The sequence below is a fragment of the Hyalangium sp. genome (assembly GCF_045802625.1).
Taxonomy (GTDB): domain Bacteria; phylum Myxococcota; class Myxococcia; order Myxococcales; family Myxococcaceae; genus Hyalangium.
Genome location: NZ_JBJMQP010000054.1, coordinates 1 through 21,036, shown reverse-complemented (window position 1 = coordinate 21,036; position 21,036 = coordinate 1). Strand labels below are relative to the sequence as shown.

At 69.2% G+C, this 21,036-nt stretch carries 17 protein-coding genes; 1 reads left to right on the top strand and 16 read right to left on the bottom strand.

The genetic code is table 11. The features are described 5' to 3' along the window. Positions 1-136 precede the first annotated feature (136 nt). Positions 137-808: a response regulator transcription factor gene (locus tag ACJ8AT_RS10760; protein WP_407737581.1), complete on the bottom strand. Its 672-nt coding sequence runs from the start codon at positions 806-808 to the stop codon at positions 137-139. Between the two features lie 371 nt (positions 809-1,179). Between ACJ8AT_RS10760 and ACJ8AT_RS10755 the strand changes: the two genes are divergently transcribed. Then, a complete protein-coding gene (locus ACJ8AT_RS10755; RefSeq protein ID WP_407737580.1) occupies positions 1,180-1,608 on the top strand; it encodes a response regulator in 429 nt (142 codons plus the stop codon). A gap of 11 nt (positions 1,609-1,619) precedes the next feature. On the opposite strand, the gene ACJ8AT_RS10750 is transcribed toward ACJ8AT_RS10755, so the two are convergent. The 15 genes from ACJ8AT_RS10750 to ACJ8AT_RS10680 form a co-directional block, all read right to left on the bottom strand. Then, positions 1,620-1,928, bottom strand: a complete 309-nt coding sequence (locus ACJ8AT_RS10750; RefSeq protein WP_407737579.1) for a hypothetical protein — start codon at positions 1,926-1,928, stop codon at positions 1,620-1,622. 113 nt (positions 1,929-2,041) lie between these two features. Further along, positions 2,042-3,346 (bottom strand): ABC1 kinase family protein, encoded by a 1,305-nt coding sequence (locus ACJ8AT_RS10745; protein ID WP_407737578.1) that lies wholly within the window; start codon positions 3,344-3,346, stop codon positions 2,042-2,044. Between the two features lie 89 nt (positions 3,347-3,435). Then, positions 3,436-5,316: a protein kinase domain-containing protein gene (locus ACJ8AT_RS10740; RefSeq protein ID WP_407737577.1), complete on the bottom strand. Its 1,881-nt coding sequence runs from the start codon at positions 5,314-5,316 to the stop codon at positions 3,436-3,438. Positions 5,317-5,569: 253 nt separating this feature from the next. After that, positions 5,570-7,774: an ATP-binding protein gene (locus ACJ8AT_RS10735; protein WP_407737576.1), complete on the bottom strand. Its 2,205-nt coding sequence runs from the start codon at positions 7,772-7,774 to the stop codon at positions 5,570-5,572. Between the two features lie 377 nt (positions 7,775-8,151). Next, positions 8,152-8,889 carry a hypothetical protein gene (locus ACJ8AT_RS10730; protein ID WP_407737575.1) on the bottom strand — a complete coding sequence of 246 codons (738 nt, stop codon included), beginning with the start codon at positions 8,887-8,889 and terminating at the stop codon, positions 8,152-8,154. Beyond that, complete coding sequence (locus tag ACJ8AT_RS10725) at positions 8,890-10,632, bottom strand: hypothetical protein (protein ID WP_407737574.1); 1,743 nt, start codon at positions 10,630-10,632, stop codon at positions 8,890-8,892. Between the two features lie 605 nt (positions 10,633-11,237). Continuing rightward, positions 11,238-12,623 (bottom strand): serine/threonine-protein kinase, encoded by a 1,386-nt coding sequence (locus ACJ8AT_RS10720; protein ID WP_407737573.1) that lies wholly within the window; start codon positions 12,621-12,623, stop codon positions 11,238-11,240. A 13-nt stretch (positions 12,624-12,636) separates the two neighbouring features. Continuing rightward, positions 12,637-13,245, bottom strand: coding sequence for an imm11 family protein (locus tag ACJ8AT_RS10715; protein ID WP_407737572.1), 609 nt, complete (start codon positions 13,243-13,245; stop codon positions 12,637-12,639). Between the two features lie 43 nt (positions 13,246-13,288). Continuing rightward, on the bottom strand, positions 13,289-13,549 hold the full coding sequence (locus tag ACJ8AT_RS10710; protein WP_407737677.1) for a DUF5985 family protein: 261 nt from the start codon (positions 13,547-13,549) through the stop codon (positions 13,289-13,291). Positions 13,550-13,580: 31 nt separating this feature from the next. Further along, positions 13,581-13,838 carry a DUF5985 family protein gene (locus ACJ8AT_RS10705; protein ID WP_407737571.1) on the bottom strand — a complete coding sequence of 86 codons (258 nt, stop codon included), beginning with the start codon at positions 13,836-13,838 and terminating at the stop codon, positions 13,581-13,583. Further along, positions 13,831-14,235 carry a hypothetical protein gene (locus tag ACJ8AT_RS10700; RefSeq protein ID WP_407737570.1) on the bottom strand — a complete coding sequence of 135 codons (405 nt, stop codon included), beginning with the start codon at positions 14,233-14,235 and terminating at the stop codon, positions 13,831-13,833. Before ACJ8AT_RS10700 ends, ACJ8AT_RS10705 begins: the two co-directional genes overlap by 8 nt. Before the next feature lie 64 nt (positions 14,236-14,299). Then, the gene (locus tag ACJ8AT_RS10695; protein WP_407737569.1) at positions 14,300-15,976 is read right to left on the bottom strand and encodes an ATP-binding protein; all 1,677 of its coding nucleotides are present in this window, start codon (positions 15,974-15,976) and stop codon (positions 14,300-14,302) included. Next, a complete protein-coding gene (locus tag ACJ8AT_RS10690; RefSeq protein WP_407737568.1) occupies positions 15,973-16,515 on the bottom strand; it encodes a chemotaxis protein CheB in 543 nt (180 codons plus the stop codon). Before ACJ8AT_RS10690 ends, ACJ8AT_RS10695 begins: the two co-directional genes overlap by 4 nt. Beyond that, the gene (locus tag ACJ8AT_RS10685) at positions 16,512-17,345 is read right to left on the bottom strand and encodes a CheR family methyltransferase (RefSeq protein WP_407737567.1); all 834 of its coding nucleotides are present in this window, start codon (positions 17,343-17,345) and stop codon (positions 16,512-16,514) included. Before ACJ8AT_RS10685 ends, ACJ8AT_RS10690 begins: the two co-directional genes overlap by 4 nt. Further along, a partial coding sequence (locus ACJ8AT_RS10680; protein ID WP_407737566.1) for a response regulator occupies positions 17,342-21,036 on the bottom strand: 3,695 nt, incomplete at its 5' end. The genes ACJ8AT_RS10685 and ACJ8AT_RS10680, both read right to left, overlap by 4 nt.

Here is a 21,036-nt window from a genome sequence, read left to right as displayed (position 1 = left end):
AGAGAAGGCAGGGAAGGAGGGATCCCACCGCCAGGGCTTGAGGACAAGATGAGTCCGCACGCCGACAGCCTCCATTGGCCCCAGGTCCAACCCGCGGCTGGATGGGCAACACCGCGGGCGGCCAGGCGGGCTATAGCTACGCGGGGCGCTCGATGCCCAGCTGGCACGCCAGCATCGCCATCTGCGTCCGGTTCTCCACATCCAGCTTGCGGTAGATGCTGGTGATGTGCGCCTTCACCGTGCGCTCGGTGATGCCCAGGCAGGCGGCGATCTTCAGGTTGTCCGCGCCCGAGGCGATGTAGCTCAGCACCTCGCGCTCGCGGGACGTGAGCCGCTGGAGCACCCCGCGCCCCTGCGCCGAGTCCTCCCCCTGCACCGCCGTGGGGAACAGATCCGGGGGCACCAGCCGCTCGCCGCGCGCCACCCGCTCCACCGCCTCCAGCAGCGTCGCGCATGTCACGGTCTGCTTGCACAGGTAGCCCGCGGCTCCGGCGCGCAGGCAGCGCTCCACCTGCTCCACCTCCCGGTGGGCGGACAACACGATGGGGCGCACGTGCGGATGGAAGTCATGGAGCAGCTCCACCGCTCGCATGCCATCCGAGCTCACCTCGCCACTGGCGTGCTCCAGCCGCAGATCCACCAGCGCCACGTCCGGAGGCTGCTGCCGCAGCCGAGCCAGGAAGTCCTCCACGGTGGTGCTGCGCACAACCACCGGGATTCCGGAAGTCTCGAAGACGGTGACCAGGCTCTCCAGCAAGACTTGCTGATCCTCGAGGATGCCAACACGGATGAGAGAACTCGTTTGCATGGCTTATCGCTTCAGCGAATTGAGGCAACCGCCTCCAAGGGGCCCGCGGTGCCAGTGAGAATCTAAGACCGGGGCTGATCGTGAAAGAAGTGGCTACCTGGAGCAATCCGCGTCAGTGTCCAACAGGCAACCCCAGAGGTTGCATCCGCGCCTGCCTCCTCGCCCTTCAGAATTCCCGCCTTCCCGTATCCCCCACCAAAACGGGCGGGCTATCCAGCGATTCTCCGTGTTGAACGCTTCACTGCTTTATTTGGAGATGCCTGCCCGGCTGGTGGGTTTGAGCGAGTTCCTTCATCCCCCCCCTTCAATTGCGTCACGGAGAGAGGTCATAATCTCTTCACTGGCTCATCACCCTGCCCCCTGGGGGAACCATGTCGGAAACCAAGATCCGAATCCTCGTTGTCGACGATGATCAGGATCAGCTCGTGCTCGCTGAACGTTCGCTGTCATCCTACGGCTTCGAGGTGAAGACCCACCGGTCCTCGCTCGGCGTCTCCAATCTGGTGCGTTCCGTCGCGCCGGATATGGTGCTGCTGGACGTGAACATCCCCGCGCTCAGCGGAGACAAGGTGCTGTCGCTGGCGCGCGCTCAGGCGCCGCTGGGCACCAAGTTCATCCTCTACTCGGCGTCGGATGAGTCCAAGCTGCGCTCGCTGGCGCTGTCGTCCGGCGCGGACGGCTACATCTCCAAGAGCGTGCAGGGCGCCGATCTGGCCAAGAAGCTGACGGACCTCTACAAGCGAGGCCGCTCGGCGACGAGCCCGACGTCCAACACGTCGAATCACGCCATCAACAAGTAGAGCGGCCCGGCTCAGGGGCCGCTGTCCACGGCGGACGGCTCCAAGGCTGCGCGCTCCTCTCTGGGCTCCGCGTCGATGCGGTGGATGAGCAGCGCGTGCGTCGCGGTGGTCACCGCGAAGTGCACGCGGACTCCCTGCGCCGTGGTGGCGAAGCCCTCCTCCTCGCGCGTCAGGAACAGGGGCAGGCGCTCGGGCGGGAGCCGCTCGGCCAGGAGGGAGAGGTTCTCCAGGTGAGTCTCCAGCTGCAGCTGCACCTGCGCGGGCAAGCTGTGGAGCCGGGCCTTCGCGGCCCGGGTGTAGAAGAGACGTCGATGGCGCATGCGATGGCCTCTCGGCATCGAAGCTAGGCATGCGGGGGGAGGCCTGAACCTCCCAGCGCGCGAGCAGGCAATCGGCCGCCCTGTCACTGCCCTGCTGGAGCCAGGCGCCTGGCTCAGCCCAGCAGCGCCGCCACCTCCAGGTACACGCGCCGGAAGTCTCCCCGCGCGCCGATGAGCCGCAGGTTCTGCGCCAGGCCGCCGGTGGAGCGGAAGAACATGACGGCCTCGGGAGGCGGGCGGATCTTCAGGAAGCGCGCGGCGTTCCTGGCGAAGTGGCGCTTCAGGTCGCGGCTGATCTCGCAGGTGGCGAAGTCGTACGCGTGCGCGCGCATGGGCCGCCCGGCGATGTGGAGCACTTCGTGGATGAGCGCCTCGGCCTCGGGCTCGGGCAGCTCCAGCGTGAAGCCCACCTCGCGGCTCAGGCCGAGGGTGTCCACGGGCTTCAGGTTCACCGCCTGGAGGAACATGCGGCGGTTGGCGTCCACGAAGCGCTCGGAGAAGCCCTTGATGGAGCCGAAGTCCAGCAGGCCCAGCCGGCCGTCCTTCATCACCATGAAGTTGCCGGGGTGCGGATCCGCGTGGATCTCCCCGGCGCAGAAGAAGGGCCCGTAGATGGCGAGGATGAGCTGGCGCGCCACGCGGAAGCGCTCCTCGGGGGAAGGCGCTGTCACCACCCAGTCCTTGAGCGTCTGGCCCTCCAGCAGCTCCAGCGTGAGCACGCGCCCGGAGGTGCGCTCGAGGATGACTTCGGGGACCTTGAGCTCCGGCAGCCGCGCGGCGCTCTGGGCGAAGCCGAGGCACAGCTGGGCCTCGCGGAGGTAGTCCAGCTCGAGGAGGAACTCCTCGCGCAGCTCCTGGAAGTAGGCCGTGCCATCCATCGCCTTGGAGGCCTTGGAGAGGGTCTTCACCACCATGCCCAGGTTGTCCAGGTCGCCCTTGAGCGAGTCCCCGACGCCGGGGTACTGCACCTTGACGGCCACGGGCCGGCCATCCCCGAGCACGGCGCGGTGCACCTGTCCCAGCGAGGCGGCGGCGAGCGGCTCGCGGTGGAACTCGCGGAAGAGGGCCTCGGGAGCAGCGCCGAGCTCCTCGCGGATGACGCGGGCCACGGTGGCATAGCCCATGGCGGGGGCCTGGTTCTGCAGGCGGGCGAGGATCTGACGCACTTCGGGGGTGAGCAGATCCGGATCCATGGAGACGGCCTGGCCGAACTTCATGGCGGCGCCCTTGAGGTCTCCCAGGGTGGCGACGAGCTTCTCGGCCATGCCCTTGGTGAGCAGGTCCGGCTCCTGACCGGCCAGGCGCCGGGCGCCGCTCTTGAGCACATCCGCGCCGAGCTGCGCGGACAGGCCCGCCAGCTTGCGCAGGCGTGTGAGGCGCCCCTGGGGAGGGAGCTTGTCGTCGGAGTCGGAGGCCATGGCGCCTGATGATTAACGAGGAGGCGCTCCTCGGACGCAAGGGGGGCTCGCACGGTGCCCGGGCCCTGCTGCCTGTCAGGCGAGCGGGTTCAGGGGTGGGCAGAGGAGAGCGCCGCACCGCGCAGCCGGGCCCGCAGGGTGCGCCAGCGCTTGAGCGACTCGAGGTGCAGCGGATCCACCCGCAGCGCGGACTCGTAGGAGCGCAGGGCCTCCTCGAGCTTGCCTTGCGCGGCGAACGCATTGCCGGTGGCCAGATGAAGGATCGCATGCCCCTCCGGGACGCGATGCTTCTCGACGAACCTGCGCCGGCACTCCTCCAGCGCGGAGACGGTGAGCCCCGCGGACAGACACCGCTGCAAGCCCTCCAGGTTGCGCAGGCTCGCGTCGTACTCCGCCCGGCGCTCCGGATGGCCGAGCACCCGGAACGCCTCCGTCACCCGCTCCAGGGCCCGCTCCGCCTGCGCTCGCTGGGCCGTGGACAACGGGGACTTCAGCAGCGGCTCGAGCGCCAGCCGCGCCTCGCGGGCGTTCACCCGCACCGTGTCGAAGTCCGCATCCCACGCCGCCCCCAGGATGCGGTAGTGGTCTCCCTGCAGCCGGCTCGCGAAGCGCTGGAGCACCAGCTCCGCCCGCTCCTCCTCCCGCGCGCTGCTCACGGCAGGGGCGCGCGCCACCACCCGCTCGCCCGCGAGCAACCGCTCGAAGGTCTCCAGGAGACCGGGCGCGCTGTCGCGCAGCTGCACCCCGAAGCCCGGCGCCATGTTCCATTGCCGCGCCTGCTCGGCCGACACGTGACGCACCACCTGTCCCGTGCAGGGGAGCTCTCCCCCCGGCAGCCGCAGCAGCAAGCCCACATCCCCGAGCAGCGCGGGCGGCGGCGCCTCGGTGTGCAGAAAGAGCCCGGTGCGCCCCACCCGCTCGCAGCGCAGCTCCGCCGAGCCCAGCGCTCCCGCCACCCTCACCCGAGCGGTGAGCGCGGGCGGCTTCTCCGGCTCCGGCACCAGCAACGCCCGCAGCGCCTGACGCAGCTCCGACGCCGTGGCGAAGCGGTCCTCCGGGCGCTTGGCCATGGCCCGCGCGAGGATTTGAGAGAGCGCCGGAGACACCTCCGGGCGCACCTCGTGGGCCAGCCGCGGCGCCTTGATCAAATGCGCCAGCAGCACCTCGGCCGGGTGCTTCCCGGTGAAGGGCAGCTTCCCCGTGACGAGCAGGTAGCCCATCACCCCCACCGAGTACAGGTCCGCGCGCGCGTCCACCGGCTCGCCGGAGCACTGCTCGGGGGCCATGAACTCCGGGGTCCCCAGCACCGAGCCGTTCTGCGTGGGCGTCAGGCCCATCGGCTCCGTCAACAGCTTGGCGATGCCGAAGTCCAGCAGCTTCACCCGATGGCGCCCCTCACCGCCGGGCACCAGGAAGACGTTGGCCGGCTTGAGATCTCTGTGGACGATGCCATGCGCGTGCGCCGCCCCCAGCGCGTCGCACACCTGCGAGAGCAGCTCCACCACCAGCGCCGGCTCCAGCGGCCCCTGCGCGAAGGAGGCCAGGCTCTCGCCCTCCAGGTACTCCATCACCAGGTACGGGCGCCCCTCCCGCAGAGACAAGTCGTACAGCGTGACGACGTTCTCATGCTGGATCAGCGTCAGCGTGCGCGCCTCGGAGAGGAAGCGCGACACCAGCCGCTGCTCCTGGGCCAGGTGCGCGTGCAGCACCTTCACCGCCACGCGCTTCTGGATCAGCGTGTGCTCGGCCAGCCAGACCGAGCCCATCCCGCCCCGGCCCAGCTCGCGCACCACCTGGAAGCTGCCGAACGTCTGTCCGACGAAGTCGTCCCGCTCGGACACCGGCTCGAAGAGCTGCGTCGCCCCCCGGACCGGCTGCGCCGTCTCGCCACCAGAGCGAACGAGTGTTGGACAGCCCGCCTTCTCGCGGTGCGGACTCGCGCAATGGCAGACGGACAGGGGCGCTTGCACGGCAGCTTCCAGACGGTGTCGAGAGGGAAACGTCCGGGGTCCCACCCACGCCCGGACCCCCTCCTCCAATGCGGGAACCGTGCCGGACTCGGATCACCCCCGTCTCTCGCAGGGGACACCTCAAGCCGTTGATCAGATGCGGTAATTGGCGAGTGTCCGCCATACAGCACCCACCCCAGGCCCAACGTAGGAGGGGGAGCCGGTAAGAACACCAGCCTCTCCCCCGGAAGAATCTTCAGCCCGCGGCGGTCTCTCAACGAGCAGCCTGCCCCATCAAGAAGGCCACCGCCTCGACCAGCTCCTCGGACACGGGGGGTTGCTCGTTCGCCTCGGGGAGCTCCGGCAGGCGCAGCACGGCCTCCTGCAAGGCCACGTCCTCCAGCCGCTGGGCGCGCAGCGGCAGGCGCACCGTGAAGGTGGAGCCCAGGCCCAGCCCTCCGCTGACCACCTCCACGGAGCCTCCGTGCAGCTCCACCAGGTGCCGCACGATGGCCAGCCCCAGCCCCAACCCGCCCTGCTCCCGGCCATTCTCTCCCTGGCAGAAGCGCTCGAAGACGTGGGGCAACAGCTCGCGCGAGATGCCCTTGCCCGTGTCGCGCACCACCAGCTCCACCCCGGCGCCGCTCCGGCGCGCGCTCAGCGACACGTGGCCGCCCTGGTCGGTGAACTTGATGGCGTTGGTGAGCAGGTTCCACAGCACCTGCTGCAGCCGGGTGGCGTCCGCCAGCACGCTCTCGTTGAGCGGCCCCAGCTCGGCGTGGAGCTGCACCCCGCGCACCTCCGCCGTGGGGCGCACGCTCTCCAGCGCCGCCTCCACCACCTCGCGCAGCGCCACCTCCTTCAGGTTCAGCAGCAGCTTGCCGCTGGTGATGCGCGAGACGTCCAGCAGATCCTCCACCAGCTGGCGCTGCAAGCGGGCGTTGCGCTCGATGATGGTCAACCCGCGGCGCTGGCTGGGCTCGTCCATGTCGTGGCGCTTGAGCAGCATCTGCGTCCACCCGAGGATGGAGGTCAGCGGCGTGCGCAGCTCGTGCGAGAGCGTGGCGAGGAACTCGTCCTTGAGGCGGTTGGCCTCCTGGGCGGCGCACTGGGCGCGCTGGGCCTCGCGGTAGAGCAGCGCGTTGTCCATGGCCACCGCCGCGCGCCGGCCCAGCTCCTCGGCCAGCGCCAGGTCTCTCGGATCATACCGGCGGCGCCTGCCGGAGAGGGCGAAGGTGAGCACGCCGAAGTTCCGCTCGCGGGCGCGCATGGGCACGTGGATGCAGGACTGGAAGCCCACCTCGCGCAGCAGCGCCGCGTGCTCCGGGTCGGCCACGAGCCGCTGGAGCAGCGTGTCGGACACCTGCAGCAACAGCTCGGGCGTCCCCGAGGCGAGCACGCGCCCCACTCCGGAGGGGCTGTCCTCTCGCGGGGGGTAGCGCTGGTGCAGCGCCAGCACCTTCTCGGCCTTGGGGGAGTCCACGTGGGCCACGGCCACGCGGGTGAGCCCCGCCTCGGGCCGCTCCTCGTCCAGCACGTCCACCGCGCACCAGTCCGCGAAGCGCGGCACCACGAGCTGGGCCAGGCGCCCCAGCGTGGCGCGGAAGTCCAGCGAGGAGGACAGCACCACGCTGGCGTGGGACAGGAGCTGGGACACCTGGTGGTTGCGGCGCTCGTCGTCGATGTCCGTCGCCGTGCAGAGGAAGCCCCGCCACAGCCTCCCTGCCTCGGGCAGCGGCGTCACGCGCAGCCGGTACCAGCGCCACGCCTCCGCGTGCCCCATGCGGTGCTGGGCCTCCCACGCGTGGCCCGAGCGCAGCGCCTCGCGCCACCCGGCCTCCACCGCCTCGCGCTCGTCCGGGTGCACGGCCTCCAGGAAGGTGTCTCTCCCCGCCCCGGCGCCCGGCCCCGCCATCAGCCGCTCCCAGGCGGGGTTGCACCAGGCGTGCTCCTCGTCCGAGCTCGAGGCCCACACCGCCTGCGGCATGGACTCCAGGATGGCGCGCGAGTGCGCCTCGTTCTGGCGCATCAGCAGCTCGCGCTCCTGCTGCCGCAGCCGCAGCTCGCGCTGGCGCAGCTGCTCCTGGCGCTGGTACAGGTCCACGAAGACGGCCACCTTGGCGCGCAGCACGTCCGGGTCCAACGGCTTGAGCAGGTAATCCACCGCGCCGTGCGAGTAGCCGCGCAGCACCTGCCGCTCCTCGTGGTAGATGGCCGACAGGAAGAGCAGCGGCACGTGGCGGCTGCGCTCCTGGGATTTGATCAGGCGCGCCGTCTGGTACCCATCCAGCTCCGGCATCTGCACATCCAGCAGGATGGCGGCGAAGTCCTCCTCCGCCACGCGCCGCAGCGCCTCCGCGCCCGAGTGAGTCTGCACCAGCCGCTGCCCGAGCGGCGCCAGGGCGGCCTCGAGCGCCAGGAGGTTCGCCGGGTGATCATCCACCAAGAGGATGCTCGCGACTGGAAGTTCTTCCGTCATGTCGGCTATCCCCCACCTGCTGGTCCAAAAGGTGCCTACGACATGCGAATTGAGGATTGGAGCGGCAAGTGGATCGCCCCCAATCTGTCGCGCACCGAGCCACTGACTGCCTCGCGAAGCAGGCGCGCAGGTGGGCGGCTCTGAGGAACAGGGCGCGCGAACTGTTGGCTCGCGGGCACTCCAGCGTCAGGAGCGGCTACCGCGTCGGGCCCGGATCCAGACTTTCAACCTGTTGGAAGTTTTGTACTGCTGGATCCAGACTTCCAACCGGTTGGAAGTGCGCGGCTGTTCCGAACACCCCTGCGCTTCAGCGCCCAGCGGTCCTCCAGCAGCAGCCCCTTCATCTCTTGCATCATCAGTCGTCCGCCTGGGGTGCGTCACAACACGCGGGCGGCGCGAGCCTCCTCCAGCGTGTACTCCCGCCCGACGGTGGTGAAGGGGCCTGTCTTTTGGATGAGCCACGCGCGGGTGCCCGGAGGCATGTAGAAATCCTCCTCGAAGGGGGAGAGCCCCAGGTGGCGCAGGTAGTCCTTGAGCATCTCAAAGGTGAAGCGGTCCCTCACCCGGCGCGCTTGGTACTTCTCCACCTGCTCGAAGGGGAAGGGCTCACCGGAGTGACCGAAGACCCAGCGGCCCCCATCATTCGCGGCATAGATGGAGCGCACATAGTTGAGGATCTTCCCCGGCTGCTCCGGGCCAAACATATCCAGCATCACCGAGCCATAGCGGCCTCGATCCCCACGCAGCGTGTGGGGCACGGCGACCACCCGCAGACATCGGATGCTCAGCCACCGGGCCATGTAGCGCATGGGGCTGGCGGCATCCGTCCCGGTCCACTGGTTGGTGACGTAGGCGGTCCAGGCGCTGCGCGTGGGGATGAACAGGCGCCGTTGGGTCTCCCCACCGCTTAGAGGCAGCAGGCGGGAGAGGACTTGCTCCAGGGTGCCCGAGACGGGGAGCACCTCGATGGTGCTGTCACGGGATATCGCCAGCCCTCTCTGCCACGTGGCGAAGGCTTGCGCCGCCTGCTCCGCCCCCAGTTCCAGAAAGCCCATCGTCGAGGTGACAGGCGCCCAGCGGTCGTCCAGCAGCAGCCCCTTCATCTCTTGCGTCATTCAGGGCACGCCTTCTTGCTCAGGGATGATGATCCGGATGACGGTGGCGTCCGGGTCGTTGGCGGTGAGGCGCGCTTGGTGACCAGGGCCACGGCCCGAAGCAGGAGAGTCATACTCTACAGAGTACCTGCGGTTGTCGTAGTCGAATTGCAGGTCCGGCCGATTGATGCCCACGCGCTGGCCGTTCTTGAGCGTCAGTTGCTGCTGGTTCACCCGAATGTTCTCGGCGCCGAGCTTATCCAGGTACTCGATGTCCACCTTGAGTTGCGCATTTTGCCTGGGACTGGGGCTGATGGGACGGTCCAGCGGCAACAGGTCTGGCACCTTCGCCTTGACGGCGGCGTCCCGAGGCAGGCGTGGGCCAGCGGGCACCTGCGGCGTTGGGTTCTTGCCCGTGAGCGCTTGGACCAGTTCCGGAGAGGGCGCGACCGGGCCCGGCGCCGGAGCGGGCGGTGAGGGCGCCGGAGCGGGTTCTGGAGCAGGCGCCACGGCTCGCGGCGGAGCAGGCGGAGTCTCCACCTTGCCAGGGCTCACGGGCTCCGGGACACCCCACCGGGGCACGGGCCGCGTGGCGGTCATCAACTTGCCAGCGGCCACTCCCGCCGCCAGCGCCGTGAAGAACTCCTGGGCCGCGCTGAGCCTGGACACCTCCCGTGTGGTGAACAGCTCCTGGCCGCTGCCCATCTGCCATCCCCGCTCCAGCGCGAAGGAGAGCGGGAGGGAATCCCTCGTCAACCCATACAGCGCCACCAAGAGCTGAACGGTGGCGGGGTGCGTCACCGCGTAGTGCTTGACGATGCGCCGCCTGTTCTCCCAGTGGGAGTACCCCTCGGCGGCGGCGGCTCCCGCGCCCAGCCGCCGCTCCATGTCCTCGAGCTGCTCGGGGGTGAGGCGCTCGGGCGTCACCAGCGGCCACATGCGGATGGGCTCGGGCACTGTCTCCGCGCTCATGGCCTCGATGTATTGGCGCTCCCACTCGGACAGCGGGTGGGCCCAGTGCTGAATGTCCTCCTCGGGGCCCGAGGCCCACCAGAGCGCGACGTCCTCGGGTTTTCGCAGGAGCAGAATCTGCTGAATCACATCCCGCTGGCCGGCGGGGACGTGCGCCACCTCCGAAGGAGCGGGCGAGTACCCCGCCGTCCTCACCTCTGCCGCGGATGAGGGGCCCGGGCCCAGCGGCGGGAAGGCGCCTGCTGGACTCTGGGCGGACTGCTGCGCCCATGGGCGCTGAGGCGGGGCGAGGGCAGGCGCACGGGACGGTGTGCCGAAGCCGAAGAGCAGGCCCACCCCGAGGGACACCACTCCTTCCCCGTGCGAGAGTTGGGAGGGCGAGAACGAGTACATGCCCGCAACGCCCAGCTCCAGCCCAATGCGCCCACGGATGGCGTGCACCCCGACTTCGCCGCCAGCGCGCAGCCGTGGAGACACCCAGGAGCGGGGGTTGAAGGCCGCTCCACCGAGCGCCTTGAAGTACAGCGGCCCCTCGCCCGTGAAGCGGGCCACCGCGTCCGTGGACAGCTCCCACGCTGCGGAGGAGGTGGCCGGGGGCAGCCAGCTCAACCGCGCCCCGAGCCCCTGGCCTGCTTGCCCTAGGCCCAACAGGCTCACGCTGTACGAGGTACGCGGCGCCCAGGGGCTGCCCAGCGCGGTGCCCTGCGAGACACCCGCCCCCACCACGGCCCGCACCGGGCTCGTCTCGTCAGCGGCGTGCGCTCCGGGCGCGACGAGGACAGCCAGCAGCAAGAGGCTGACAGCCGCATGGAACCGTGAGGGCTGGCGCGCTCCGAGGTTCCTCTTGCGGCAAGCCCTTCGAGGGCCGCTCCTCTGGCGCTGGCGACTGCTCTGCTCCGCTTCGGCCTTCCAGCGAATGCGCCACGGCAGCATGGGTCACCCCTTCTTGCGAGGAGGTGATCAGGGTAGAGGGCAGCCCTGGGGAAGAGGAGGAGCCACCGGGTGGCGCCCGTGCTTCACCTCCGGCCCCCCTGCGGGGGCAGCCTCCCGCCCGCTGCTCACACCTGGACGCGTTCCACGTCCCTGCTGCCGCCCCACGTAGCGCCGTGCCGCTGCAACGGTCCTGCCTGCTGGGTCGCTCGTCGCGCGCCTGGCTCGTTGTGCCTCACCGGCCCGAGTTGGAGCTGTCCGGCGCGCGCTCTCTCCGGTCAGGAGTGAACCCACCGGTACTGACCAGTCGGGAGCGGAGGTGCCGGTCCTGAACGTTCAGGAGCGGGCCTGCCGGTACCGACCGGTCAGGAGTGGCCCTGTTGGTACTGACCGGTCAGGAGTGAACCCCGCTAATCTATACAACCTGCCCCGTCATTTTCTCAGACCCGATGTGATGGGTCAGGTCCTCACGGATTCTGCGGGGGAGCGGAGGTGGGAGGATGCTTGCGCGCTGGAGGGATGAAGGGCACGTAGCAGGTGCCCTTGAACATCTGGCCGCCGAGTCCCTGGCATCGCTCCAACTCCCAGATGGTCGCATTCCAGCAGCCCCCATTGAGAGCGACCAGCCACTTGCGAGGGCAACGTCCCTTCTCATCGGGCCGTACCTGTCCTGGCTGCGGCTCGGGCAGAGTGTCCTCGCTCATCCCCTCATTCGTCGAGCCAGAGGGCGGCTTGTCCAGGGCCGCGACCGTTGCGGCTTCCCCGAGCCCTGTGGTGCCTGCATCCGCGGAGCCGGGCCTCGCGGGCTCGGCGCGTGCCACGGAGGGCTGCTCCAGAAGCTCATGGGAGACCGTCCTTTCCAGCCAGACGGCCAGAGCCAGCCCCGCCGCTGCCGCTGGTATCCAGAGCCATGCGCGCCTCCGAGGCGCTCGGAGCCTGAAGGGTTGCCGGGAGTGTCTCACCGGTGAGGCGGGCTCCAGCTCCCGCGCCAGTTGCGCCGCGGTGCCGCGCTGCCCGGGGTGCACCGAGAGCAGGCGCAGGATGAGGTTGCGCAGGGAGGGCTCCACGTCGGGGCTGCTCAGCAGCACGCGAGGCAGGCGCACGCCCTCCAGATGCCAGGTGCCTTGCTCATCCCGGAAGGGCTCGGAGAGCTCCGGGTACTCTCCGGTGAGCAGCCGACACGCGGTGACGCCCAGGGCATAGAGATCATCCGCGGCACAGGGCCGGTAGCGAGCGGTGGTGCTGCCGTGGAATTGCAGCTCGAAGAGCCAGGACTGTGGAGAGCGATAGAGCGGAGTGCCCGGAAAGCCCATGGCCGGGGTGAGCGCCGTGGTGCCCAGGTAGAGGCCGGTGCCAAGGTCCATGAGCATGGCTCGGTCATCGGCGCGGCGCACCAGGACGTTGTCGCCCTTGAGGTCTCGGTGGAGGGCGCCTTGAGCATGGAGGGTGGCCAGCGCTTGAGCCAGCTGGCCCAGCCAGCGCCGCACCCGCTCGGCGGCCAGCGGCTGAAGCCGGGCCTGTTCATACAAGGGCTCGCCGTCCACCCACTGCATGACCAGGAAAGGATGGAGCGTGCCAGCGGGAGATGGCCAGGAGCCCTGATCCACCAGGCCCGGGATGCTGGGGTGGTGGCAGCGGGACAGCAGCGCCCCCTCGCGGGCGAAGCGAGGGTCGTCCGGGTGCAGTGCCAGCTTCAGGGCCACGGGGGAGGCGTGTTCGTTGTGCCGGTGCACGGCGCGGTAGACGGCGCCGTTTGCGCCGCGGCCGGCCCAGGCCTGTACGCGCCAGGACCCGATCACCGTGCCCGGAGGGAGCGCCGCGGGGTGGAGCGCGAGGGGAAGGGGGCTGTCCATGGCGTGCCTGGAGCTACACCTCTTCGAACTTCGCCCCTGTAGCGCTCATGCGCTCCAAGGCGTCCTTGATCTCCTCTGAAACGATCAGGTCGCCGGGCCACCCCTCGGGACGGAATACCCTGGCGTCTCCAATCGTCGCCTTGTCGACGCGCATATGGTCCACGGCGTAGTACTGGCCCACCTTGTCAGGAAGGCCATCCTCCGGCTGCCAGAACTGCACCTTGGAGGCTTTCTCGTCGATGCAGCGAATCAGGCGAGTGGCTACCAAGACCAGGTACTGATCCGGCTGACCTTCGATATCCACGGGAAGGAGTTGCACGTCATCACGAGCCAGTTCCGAAAATACGGTCGCAAGCTTGACGTGAACGATAGGGATCCTTGAGTTCGTCTCGGAGAAGTCCAGCGGCTTGCCGTTCTGCTCGATAAGTATCTTCAAGCGCTCCTCGAAGCTCACTGGCCTTCCGTGCCTGAACGCCCAGTCGTCCAACCTGCCGCCGTTGCTGTCGGTGGGGTTCTTCAGGTGCCAACGCCCCCGGACATACAGATCGTCGTAAAGTTCGAAGAAGCGCCTGGGCATGGGTCCCTTATTGCGGCCTTCACCTCCTCCATCAACTGGAACCACCCCTCCCGCGAGGACTGTTCTCGCCGGCACCCCGGCCCGCGCGCTACGAGCGGCTGCCGCGTCCGGCCCGGTTCTTGTCCCAGATGGCGTAGAGGATGATCAGGAACGAGACGAGGCGCAGCACATAGACGTAGTAGCGCCGCTCGTCATCCACCTGCAGCAGGGTGAGGGCCAGCCAGTTGACGCTCATCGCCGCGAAGGCGAGCGCGAAGAAGGCGAAGAGCCGATCCCTCGAGCTCCTCCAGAAGCGCAGGAAGAACAGGGCACACGCCAGGCAGGCCACCACCAGCGCGCCGCCGATCATCGCCTTGAGCGTTTCGATCACCGGCGCCTCCTCACTGCGAATCCCAGATGAGGCCGTAGAGCAGCGTGGCCACGCCCACCAGCGCCAGCCCCCCCCGCCACAGGGACAAGTCCAGCTGCGGGAAGACCACCATGTCCAGGAACAGCACCACGTTGTTGAGGGTGAGCGCCGCGAAGCACAGCCCGCTCCACAGCAGCAGCCGCATGCGCGAGCGGCCATAGCTCCTCAGCAGCAGCACCGCGCACGTGAGGCTCGTCAAGGCGCAGAGGATGTAGACCGCTTCAACCATTGCCCTCGTCCTTGTCCCGCTTCAGCCGGAAGGCCTCCGCGAATCCTCGCACCTTGTCGAGGGGCTTGGAGAAGATGAACGAGATGACACTCACCCGGCGCGTGCTGTACGTGGCCTGCAGCTCGCCCACGTCCTGGTCGTCGTCGGCGCTGGCCGGGGCGTAGCGATAGACAGGAGCGCTGCCAGCGGCCTTCCCCAGCAGCCGGCGCGCCGTCAGATCCTCCAGCCGCGCCGTAGCAGAGGACTCGGTGATGCGCAGCTCCTGGCTGACCTCGCGGGCGCTCCACTCTCGATCCGGACGAGCCCGCAGCAGCAGCAGGACCTCCAGCTTCTCGATCGAGTCGATGTGCGCCGCGATGAAGCGCTGGACCCGCGGGGGGATGACCGCGTCACTCACAGGCCCACCTTGCCCACGATGCTTTGTAAATCAACTAATTTCCACAAAGCACCTGGGGGGATGTTCACGCCTGAGAAGCCCGGCGCCACTCGGTCGCTTGGTGTTCGCGCGTCCGAGGGAGCTCGACGCGGAAGAGGGCGCCCTGGCCGGGGGTGCTCTCCACCGTGACGGAGCCGCCCAGGCCGGTGGCGATCTCGTGGACGATCCACAGCCCCAGCCCGAAGCCGCTGTAGTGCTCATGGGGCACGGCCCGCTCGAAGCGCTCGAAGATGCGGTGGCGATCCTGCTCGCGGATGCCGATGCCGTGGTCCTTCACCTCGAGGGTGGCGTGGGTGGACTCCTCGCGCACGGCCAGCTCCACCGGCGCGCCCGCGCCATACTTGAGGGCGTTGGTGAGCAGGTTCGTCACCACCTGATCCACCCGGCCGCGATCCCAGCGGCCGAGGACGGGGTTCTCCGCCCGCACCGTGAGCGGGCAGCCCGCGCGAGCCGCCTCCTCCGAGAAGCGAGCGGCCACCTCGCGCACCACCACCGAGAGGTCCACCTCCGCCAGCTCGAAGTCCAGCCGGCCCGCGTTGATGCGGGAGATGTCCAGCAGGTTGTCCACGAGCTGGGCGAGCCGGCTCACGTTCTGCTCCAGCGTCTCCAGCTTGGCCACGTACTGCGTCACCGGCACCGGCTCCTCGTCGCGGCGGGCGGCGGCGCGCAGGGCGCCCTGGATGTGCACCTTGAGCGAGGTGAGCGGGGTGCGCAGCTCGTGGCTGGCCATGGAGAGGAAGTCGTCGCGCACGCGCACCGCGCGCTGGAGGTTGCGCTCGGTGACTTGCAGGGCCGTCACGTCCAGCATGGCCAGCAGCACCGTCTCCGCGCGGCCATGCATCTGCGGCAGCCGGGAGGAGAAGGCCAGCGCCGCGCCGCGCTGCTCGCCATGCGTCCACTCCACGGGCACGCCCGAGAGCACCTCGCCCCGGGCGGCGCGGGCGGCCGGCAGCTCCTCGTGGGGCAGCGGCTTGCCCTCCGCGTCGGTGAAGACCAGCTCCGAGTGCAGCGCCCGGGCCTCGGGGTAGACGAGGCACCCGCTGGCCAGCTCCTGCGCGGTGCGGTTGGCGAAGAGGATGTGGCCGGTGCCCGGCTCCACCAGCGCCAGCGGGCTGGGCAGCGCGGCCAGCACGGCCTCCAGCCACCGCTGCTGGTTGCGGCCCGCCTCCATCTCCTTCTTCAGCAGCTCCTCGCGCCACCGCGAGCGCTCCACCTCCAGGCGCTGGTGGGCCTCGGCCAGCTCGCGCTCGTGCTCGCGGCGCTGGGCCTCGCGCAGCGCCTCGGCCTGGCGGCGCAGCATGTCCGTCTTGCGGAACAGATCCACGAAGACGCTCACCTTGGAGCGGAGGATGTCCGGCTCGTAGGGCTTGAGCAGGTAGTCCACCGCGCCCACCGCGTAGGCGCGGAACTCGGGCACCTCGCCGCGGGAGAGGGCGGTGAGGAAGAGGATGGGCGTGTTGCGGCTCTTCTCGCGCTCGCGGATGAGCTGCGCCGTCTCGAAGCCGTCCATCTCCGGCATCACCACGTCCAGCAGCACCACGGCGAAGTCCTGGTGCAAGAGCTGGCGCAGCGCCTCGCGGCCGCTGCGGGCGGTGACGAGCTGATGGCCCAGCGGAGCCAGCGTGGCCTCCAGCGCCATCAACCCCTCGGGCTGATCATCCACCAGCAGGATGGGGACCTTCTCCCGGGGAAGAATACTCACGGTTGCACCTTCATTCGCGGCGCATAGGACAACCGCGCCAGCCAGTCCTTTACCTCAGACAACGGCACGCGCTCCACACCCTCGACGGGCGCTCCCTCGCCTATCACGGCGACGTGCCCACCGCGCTCGCGCAGCGTGCTCAGCCCCGCCCACCCATCCTCATGTCCGCCGAATAGCAGGCCCACGGCGGACGGGCCATACGCATCCGCGGTGGACTCGAAGAGCGGATCCATCGCGGGCCGCTGGCCATGCTCGGCCGGCTCGCGCGAGAGGCAGATGCCGCCGCGATCCACGAGCAGGTGGTAGCCCTCGGGCGCCAGGTACACCCGGCCGGCCACCAGCTCGTCCTTGTCATCCGGCTCGAGCACGGGCAGGGGGCAGCGCCGCCCCAGCGAGTGGGCCAGCCGCTCCTGGCAGCCGCGGTGGAAAACGAGGACCACGGGCACGGACAGCCGAGGCGAGAGCGTGGCCAGCAGGGCCTCCACCTCCGCCTCGGCGCCTCGCGGCGCGCCCACCACCAACACCCCGAGGGGACTCATGCCATCCTCCGGTAGACGCGGCCTGTGCCTTCCAGCTCCTCGTACGCCGCCGCGTGGGGCGTGCGCGCCACGGTCTCCTTGCGCCCCAGGCACAGGAAGCCGAACCGCGCGAGGCTCTCATGGAGGCGCTCGTGCACGCGGCTGGCCAGCGAGCGACTGAACGCCAGCAGCGTGTCCCGGCAGAGGATGACCTGGAACTCGTTGAACGAGCCGTCGGTGGCCAGGTTGTGCTGGGTGAAGAAGATGTTGTCGCGCAGGGCCGGGTGCATCACCGCCCAGTTGCCATCCCGCGTGTAGTAGTCCGCCAGCGCGCGCCGGCCACCGGCCTCCTGGTAGTTGCGCACGTCCTGCTCCCCCGGGAGCGACAGCACGCCGGTGCGCGCGTCCGCCAGCAGCCCGTCGCTGGCATCCGAGGCGTAGAGCCGGCAGCGGCCCCACAGCCCCTCCTCCATCAACAGGATGGCCAGGGCGTAGGTGTCCTCGCCCGAGCCGCAGCCCGCATGCCACACGCGGATGGACGGGTAGGTGCGCAGCATGGGCACCACCCGCGTCCGGAAGGCCTGGAAGAAGGCCGGATCGGCGAAGAGGGAGTCCGGCGGACAGGCCAGCGCGCGCAGCAGGCCCTCCATGGCCTCGGGGCTGTGCAGCACTCGCCCCTGCAGCGTGGAGAAGGTGTCCAGCCGCTCCTCGCGCAGGTGCCGCCGCAGCCGCCGCAGGAGCAGCGGCCGCGCGTAGCTGCGCAAGTCGAAGCCGTACTGGCGCCGGGCCCCCTCGAGGAGCAGCTCCAGCTCCAGCGTCTCCAGCTCCGCGCTGTGCGTGGCGGGTGTCACTCAGCGGCCTCCGTGCGCGGCGGCTTCGGCGAGCTACCGCCGCGCGGCGAGTGCAGCCACACGCGCAGCAGGCTGAGCAGCTTGTCGATGTCCACCGGCTTGGTGATGTAGTCGGACGCGCCGGCCTCCAGGCACTTCTCGCGGTCGCCCTTCATCGCCTTGGCGGTGAGCGCGAGGATGGGCAGGTGGGCGAAGCGCTCCATGCCGCGGATGGCCTGCATGGCCTGGTAGCCGTCCATCTCCGGCATCATCACGTCCATCAGCACCAGCTCCACCCCGGCCTCGCGCTCGAGCAGGGAGATGCCCTCCTGGGCGCTCTCGGCGAACACCACCTTCATGCCGTAGCGCTCCAGCACGGTGTTGAGGGCGAAGATGTTACGCACATCGTCGTCCACCACCAGCACCTTGCGGTTCACCAGGAGCGGATCCATGTGGCGCGCCTTCTCCAGCATGCGGCGCTTGGGCTCGGGCATCTGGGCGGGGGCGCGGTGGAGGAACAGGCTCGTCTCCTCCAGCAGGCGCTCGGGGCTCTGGGCGTCCTTGATGACGATGGCCTCGGCCACCCGCCGCAGCTCCGTCTCCTGGGCGCGCGACAGCTCGCGGCCCGTGTAGACGATGACGGGCGGAGTGGCCGCGCCATGCTCGGCGTGCAGCTTGCGCAGCAGCTCCGCGCCCGGCATGTCCGGCAGGCCCAGGTCCAGCACCACGCAGTCGAAGCGCCGCGCGGCGATGGCGGAGACGGCCTCGGCCGCGGTGCCCACGGCTACGGTCTGCACGTCGTCGCTGCCCAGCAGCTCCAGCAGCGTCTTCCGGTGGACCTCGTCATCCTCCACGATGAGGAGGCTGCGGCCCTTGCGGTCCACGAAGTCGCGCAGATCCTTGAGCGCGTTGGCGGCGGCCTCGGGGTCCGCGGCGGCCCTCAGGTGGCCGAGCGCGCCCAGGTTGAGCGAGCGCTCCCGGAAGTCGCCCTCGGAGAGGGTGTAGACGGGCAGCGCGCGCGTGGCGGCGTCGTGCTTGAGCCGATCCAGCACCACCCAGCCCGCCATGTCCGGCAGATCCAGATCCACCGCCACGGCCACGGGCCGGGCGTTGCGCGCCGTCTCCAGCGCGGCCTCGGCCTCCGTGGAGACGACCATCTTGAAGCCCACCCCCTGGGCCGCCGCGCGCAGCCGCGCCGCGTGGTCCGGGGCCGTGGTCACCGCCAGCAGCACGGGGTCTCCCGGGAGGATGGACGCGCTGTCGTCCTCGATCTCCACGCGGGTGACGGCCGGCGTGGGCTCCTCCTGCTTCGGGACAAGAAGAGAAGCAGTGCTGAAGCCAGGGATATGGACAGGAGCGGCGAGAATGGCGGTGACAGGAACAGCGCCGGGCACCGGCAGGGCATGGCCGCCGGCGATGGCCTTGTCCACCACACTGCCCTGCTCCACGGGGCGCGGGGCCACGTAGTTGAGCGGCAGGTAGAGGGTGAAGGTGCTGCCCTTGCCCACTTCGCTCTCCAGGCGGATCTCGCCGCCCAGCAGCCGGGCGATCTCGCGCGAGATGGAGAGCCCCAGGCCCGTGCCGCCGTACTTGCGCGCGGTGGAGCCGTCGGCCTGCTGGAACGCCTCGAAGATGATCTGGTGCTTGTCCTTGGGGATGCCGATGCCCGTGTCCTTGACCACGAAGGCCACCACGGTGGGGGCGGTGCGGAGGATGGGGTGGTCCGGCGTGAAGCCGCTCTTGGCGGACTGGATGTGGAGGGTGACCTGGCCGTTCTCGGTGAACTTGAAGGCGTTGGACAGCAGGTTCTTGAGCACCTGCTGCAGGCGCTTGGCATCCGTCTGCGACTCCAGGGGCAGCTCGGAGCCCACGTCGATCTTGAAGTCCAGCGCCTTCTTGTCCGCCACCTGGCGGAAGGTGCGCTCGACGAACTCGCGCAGGTCGCTGAAGCGCAGCGGGCCCACGTCCACCGTCATGGTGCCGGACTCGATCTTCGACAGATCCAGGATGTCGTTGATGAGCTCCAGCAGGTCCGCGCCGGAGGCGTGGATGGTCTTGGCGAACTCGACCTGGCGGGCGCTGAGGTTGCCCTCGGTGTTGTCGCTGAGCGTCTGGCTGAGGATGAGCAGCGAGTTGAGCGGGGTGCGCAGCTCGTGGCTCATGTTGGCCAGGAACTCGCTCTTGTACTTGGAGGTGAGCGAGAGCTGCTCGGCCTTCTCCTCGAGGGCGCGCTTGGCCTGCTCCACCTCCAGGTTCTTGCGCTCCACCTCGTTCTTCTGCTCGGAGAGCAGCTTGGCCTTCTCCTGCAGCTCCTCGTTGGTGCGGCGCAGCTCCTCCTGCTGGCGCTTGAGGAGCTCCTCGGACTGCTGGAGCGAGGTGGCCTGCTGCTGCAGCCGGTTGTTCTTCTCGGTGAGCTCCTCCTGCTGCTTGCGGAGCTCCTCGGTGAGGGCCTGGGACTTCGCCAGCAGCGCCTCGGTGCGCATGTTCGCGGCGATCGTGTTGAGCACGATGCCAATGGACTCGGTGAGCTGCTCGAGGAAGCCCAGGTGCACGTCGCTGAAGCGGTGGAAGCTGGCCAGCTCGATGACGGCCTTGATGTCACCCTCGAAGAGCACGGGGAGGACGACGATGTTGCGCGGCACCTCCTCGCCCAGGCCCGAGTTGATGCGGATATAGGTGTCCGGCACGTCGGACAGGAGGATGGGCTCCTTCTCCAGGGCGCACTGGCCGACCAGGCCCTCGCCCAGCTTGAACGAGTTGGAGAGGCCCTTGCGCTCGCGGTACGCGTACGAGGCGAGCAGCTTGAGGATCTGCTCTCCCTCCTGGCGCTCGGAGATGTAGAAGACGCCGTGCTGGGCATCCACCAGCGGCGCCAGCTCCGAGAGGATCACCTTGGACACGGTGAGCAGATCTCGCTGGCCCTGGAGGACGCGGGTGAACTTGGCCAGGTTGGTCTTGAGCCAGTCCTGCTCCGTGTTCTTGCGCGTGGTGTCCTTCAGGTTGCGGATCATCTCGTTGATGTTGTCCTTGAGGGCGGCCACTTCGCCCTGGGCGGACACGGTGATGAACCGGGTGAGATCTCCCTTGGTGACGGCGGTGGCGACCTCGGCGATGGCGCGCACCTGGGTGGTGAGGTTGGCGGCGAGCTGGTTCACGTTGTCGGTGAGGTCGCGCCAGATGCCGGCGGTGCCGGGCACGCGGGCCTGGCCACCGAGCTTTCCTTCGATACCCACCTCGCGGGCCACCGTGGTCACCTGATCGGCGAACACGGCGAGGGTGTCGATCATGCCGTTGATGGTGTCGGCCAGCTCGGCGATCTCGCCCTTGGCGTCCACGACGAGCTTGCGCTTGAGGTCACCGTTGGCGACGGCGGTCACCACCTTGGCGATACCACGCACCTGGGTGGTGAGGTTGGTGGCCATGGAGTTCACGTTGTCCGTGAGGTCCTTCCACGTACCGGCAACCCCCTTCACGATGGCCTGCCCGCCCAGCTTTCCTTCCGTACCCACCTCGCGAGCGACGCGCGTCACTTCCGAGGCGAAGGACGACAGCTGATCCACCATCGTGTTGATGGTGTTCTTCAGCTCGAGGATCTCGCCCTTGACGTCGACGGTGATCTTCTGGCTGAGGTCGCCGTTGGCGACGGCGGTGGTGACCTGGGCGATGTTGCGGACCTGGTCGGTCAGGTTGCGGGCCATGAAGTTGACGTTGT

Bases quoted from the DNA above. Each gene is read 5' to 3' on its own strand.
- ACJ8AT_RS10705 (WP_407737571.1), bottom strand. From the start codon at position 13,838: ATGGTTGAAGCGGTCTACATCCTCTGCGCCTTGACGAGCCTCACGTGC.
- ACJ8AT_RS10720 (WP_407737573.1), bottom strand. From the start codon at position 12,623: ATGGACAGCCCCCTTCCCCTCGCGCTCCACCCCGCGGCGCTCCCTCCG.
- ACJ8AT_RS10710 (WP_407737677.1), bottom strand. From the start codon at position 13,549: ATGATCGGCGGCGCGCTGGTGGTGGCCTGCCTGGCGTGTGCCCTGTTC.
- ACJ8AT_RS10690 (WP_407737568.1), bottom strand. From the start codon at position 16,515: ATGAGTCCCCTCGGGGTGTTGGTGGTGGGCGCGCCGCGAGGCGCCGAG.
- ACJ8AT_RS10755 (WP_407737580.1), top strand. From the start codon at position 1,180: ATGTCGGAAACCAAGATCCGAATCCTCGTTGTCGACGATGATCAGGAT.
- ACJ8AT_RS10745 (WP_407737578.1), bottom strand. From the start codon at position 3,346: ATGGCCTCCGACTCCGACGACAAGCTCCCTCCCCAGGGGCGCCTCACA.
- ACJ8AT_RS10730 (WP_407737575.1), bottom strand. From the start codon at position 8,889: ATGACGCAAGAGATGAAGGGGCTGCTGCTGGACGACCGCTGGGCGCCT.
- ACJ8AT_RS10760 (WP_407737581.1), bottom strand. From the start codon at position 808: ATGCAAACGAGTTCTCTCATCCGTGTTGGCATCCTCGAGGATCAGCAA.
- ACJ8AT_RS10750 (WP_407737579.1), bottom strand. From the start codon at position 1,928: ATGCGCCATCGACGTCTCTTCTACACCCGGGCCGCGAAGGCCCGGCTC.
- ACJ8AT_RS10735 (WP_407737576.1), bottom strand. From the start codon at position 7,774: ATGACGGAAGAACTTCCAGTCGCGAGCATCCTCTTGGTGGATGATCAC.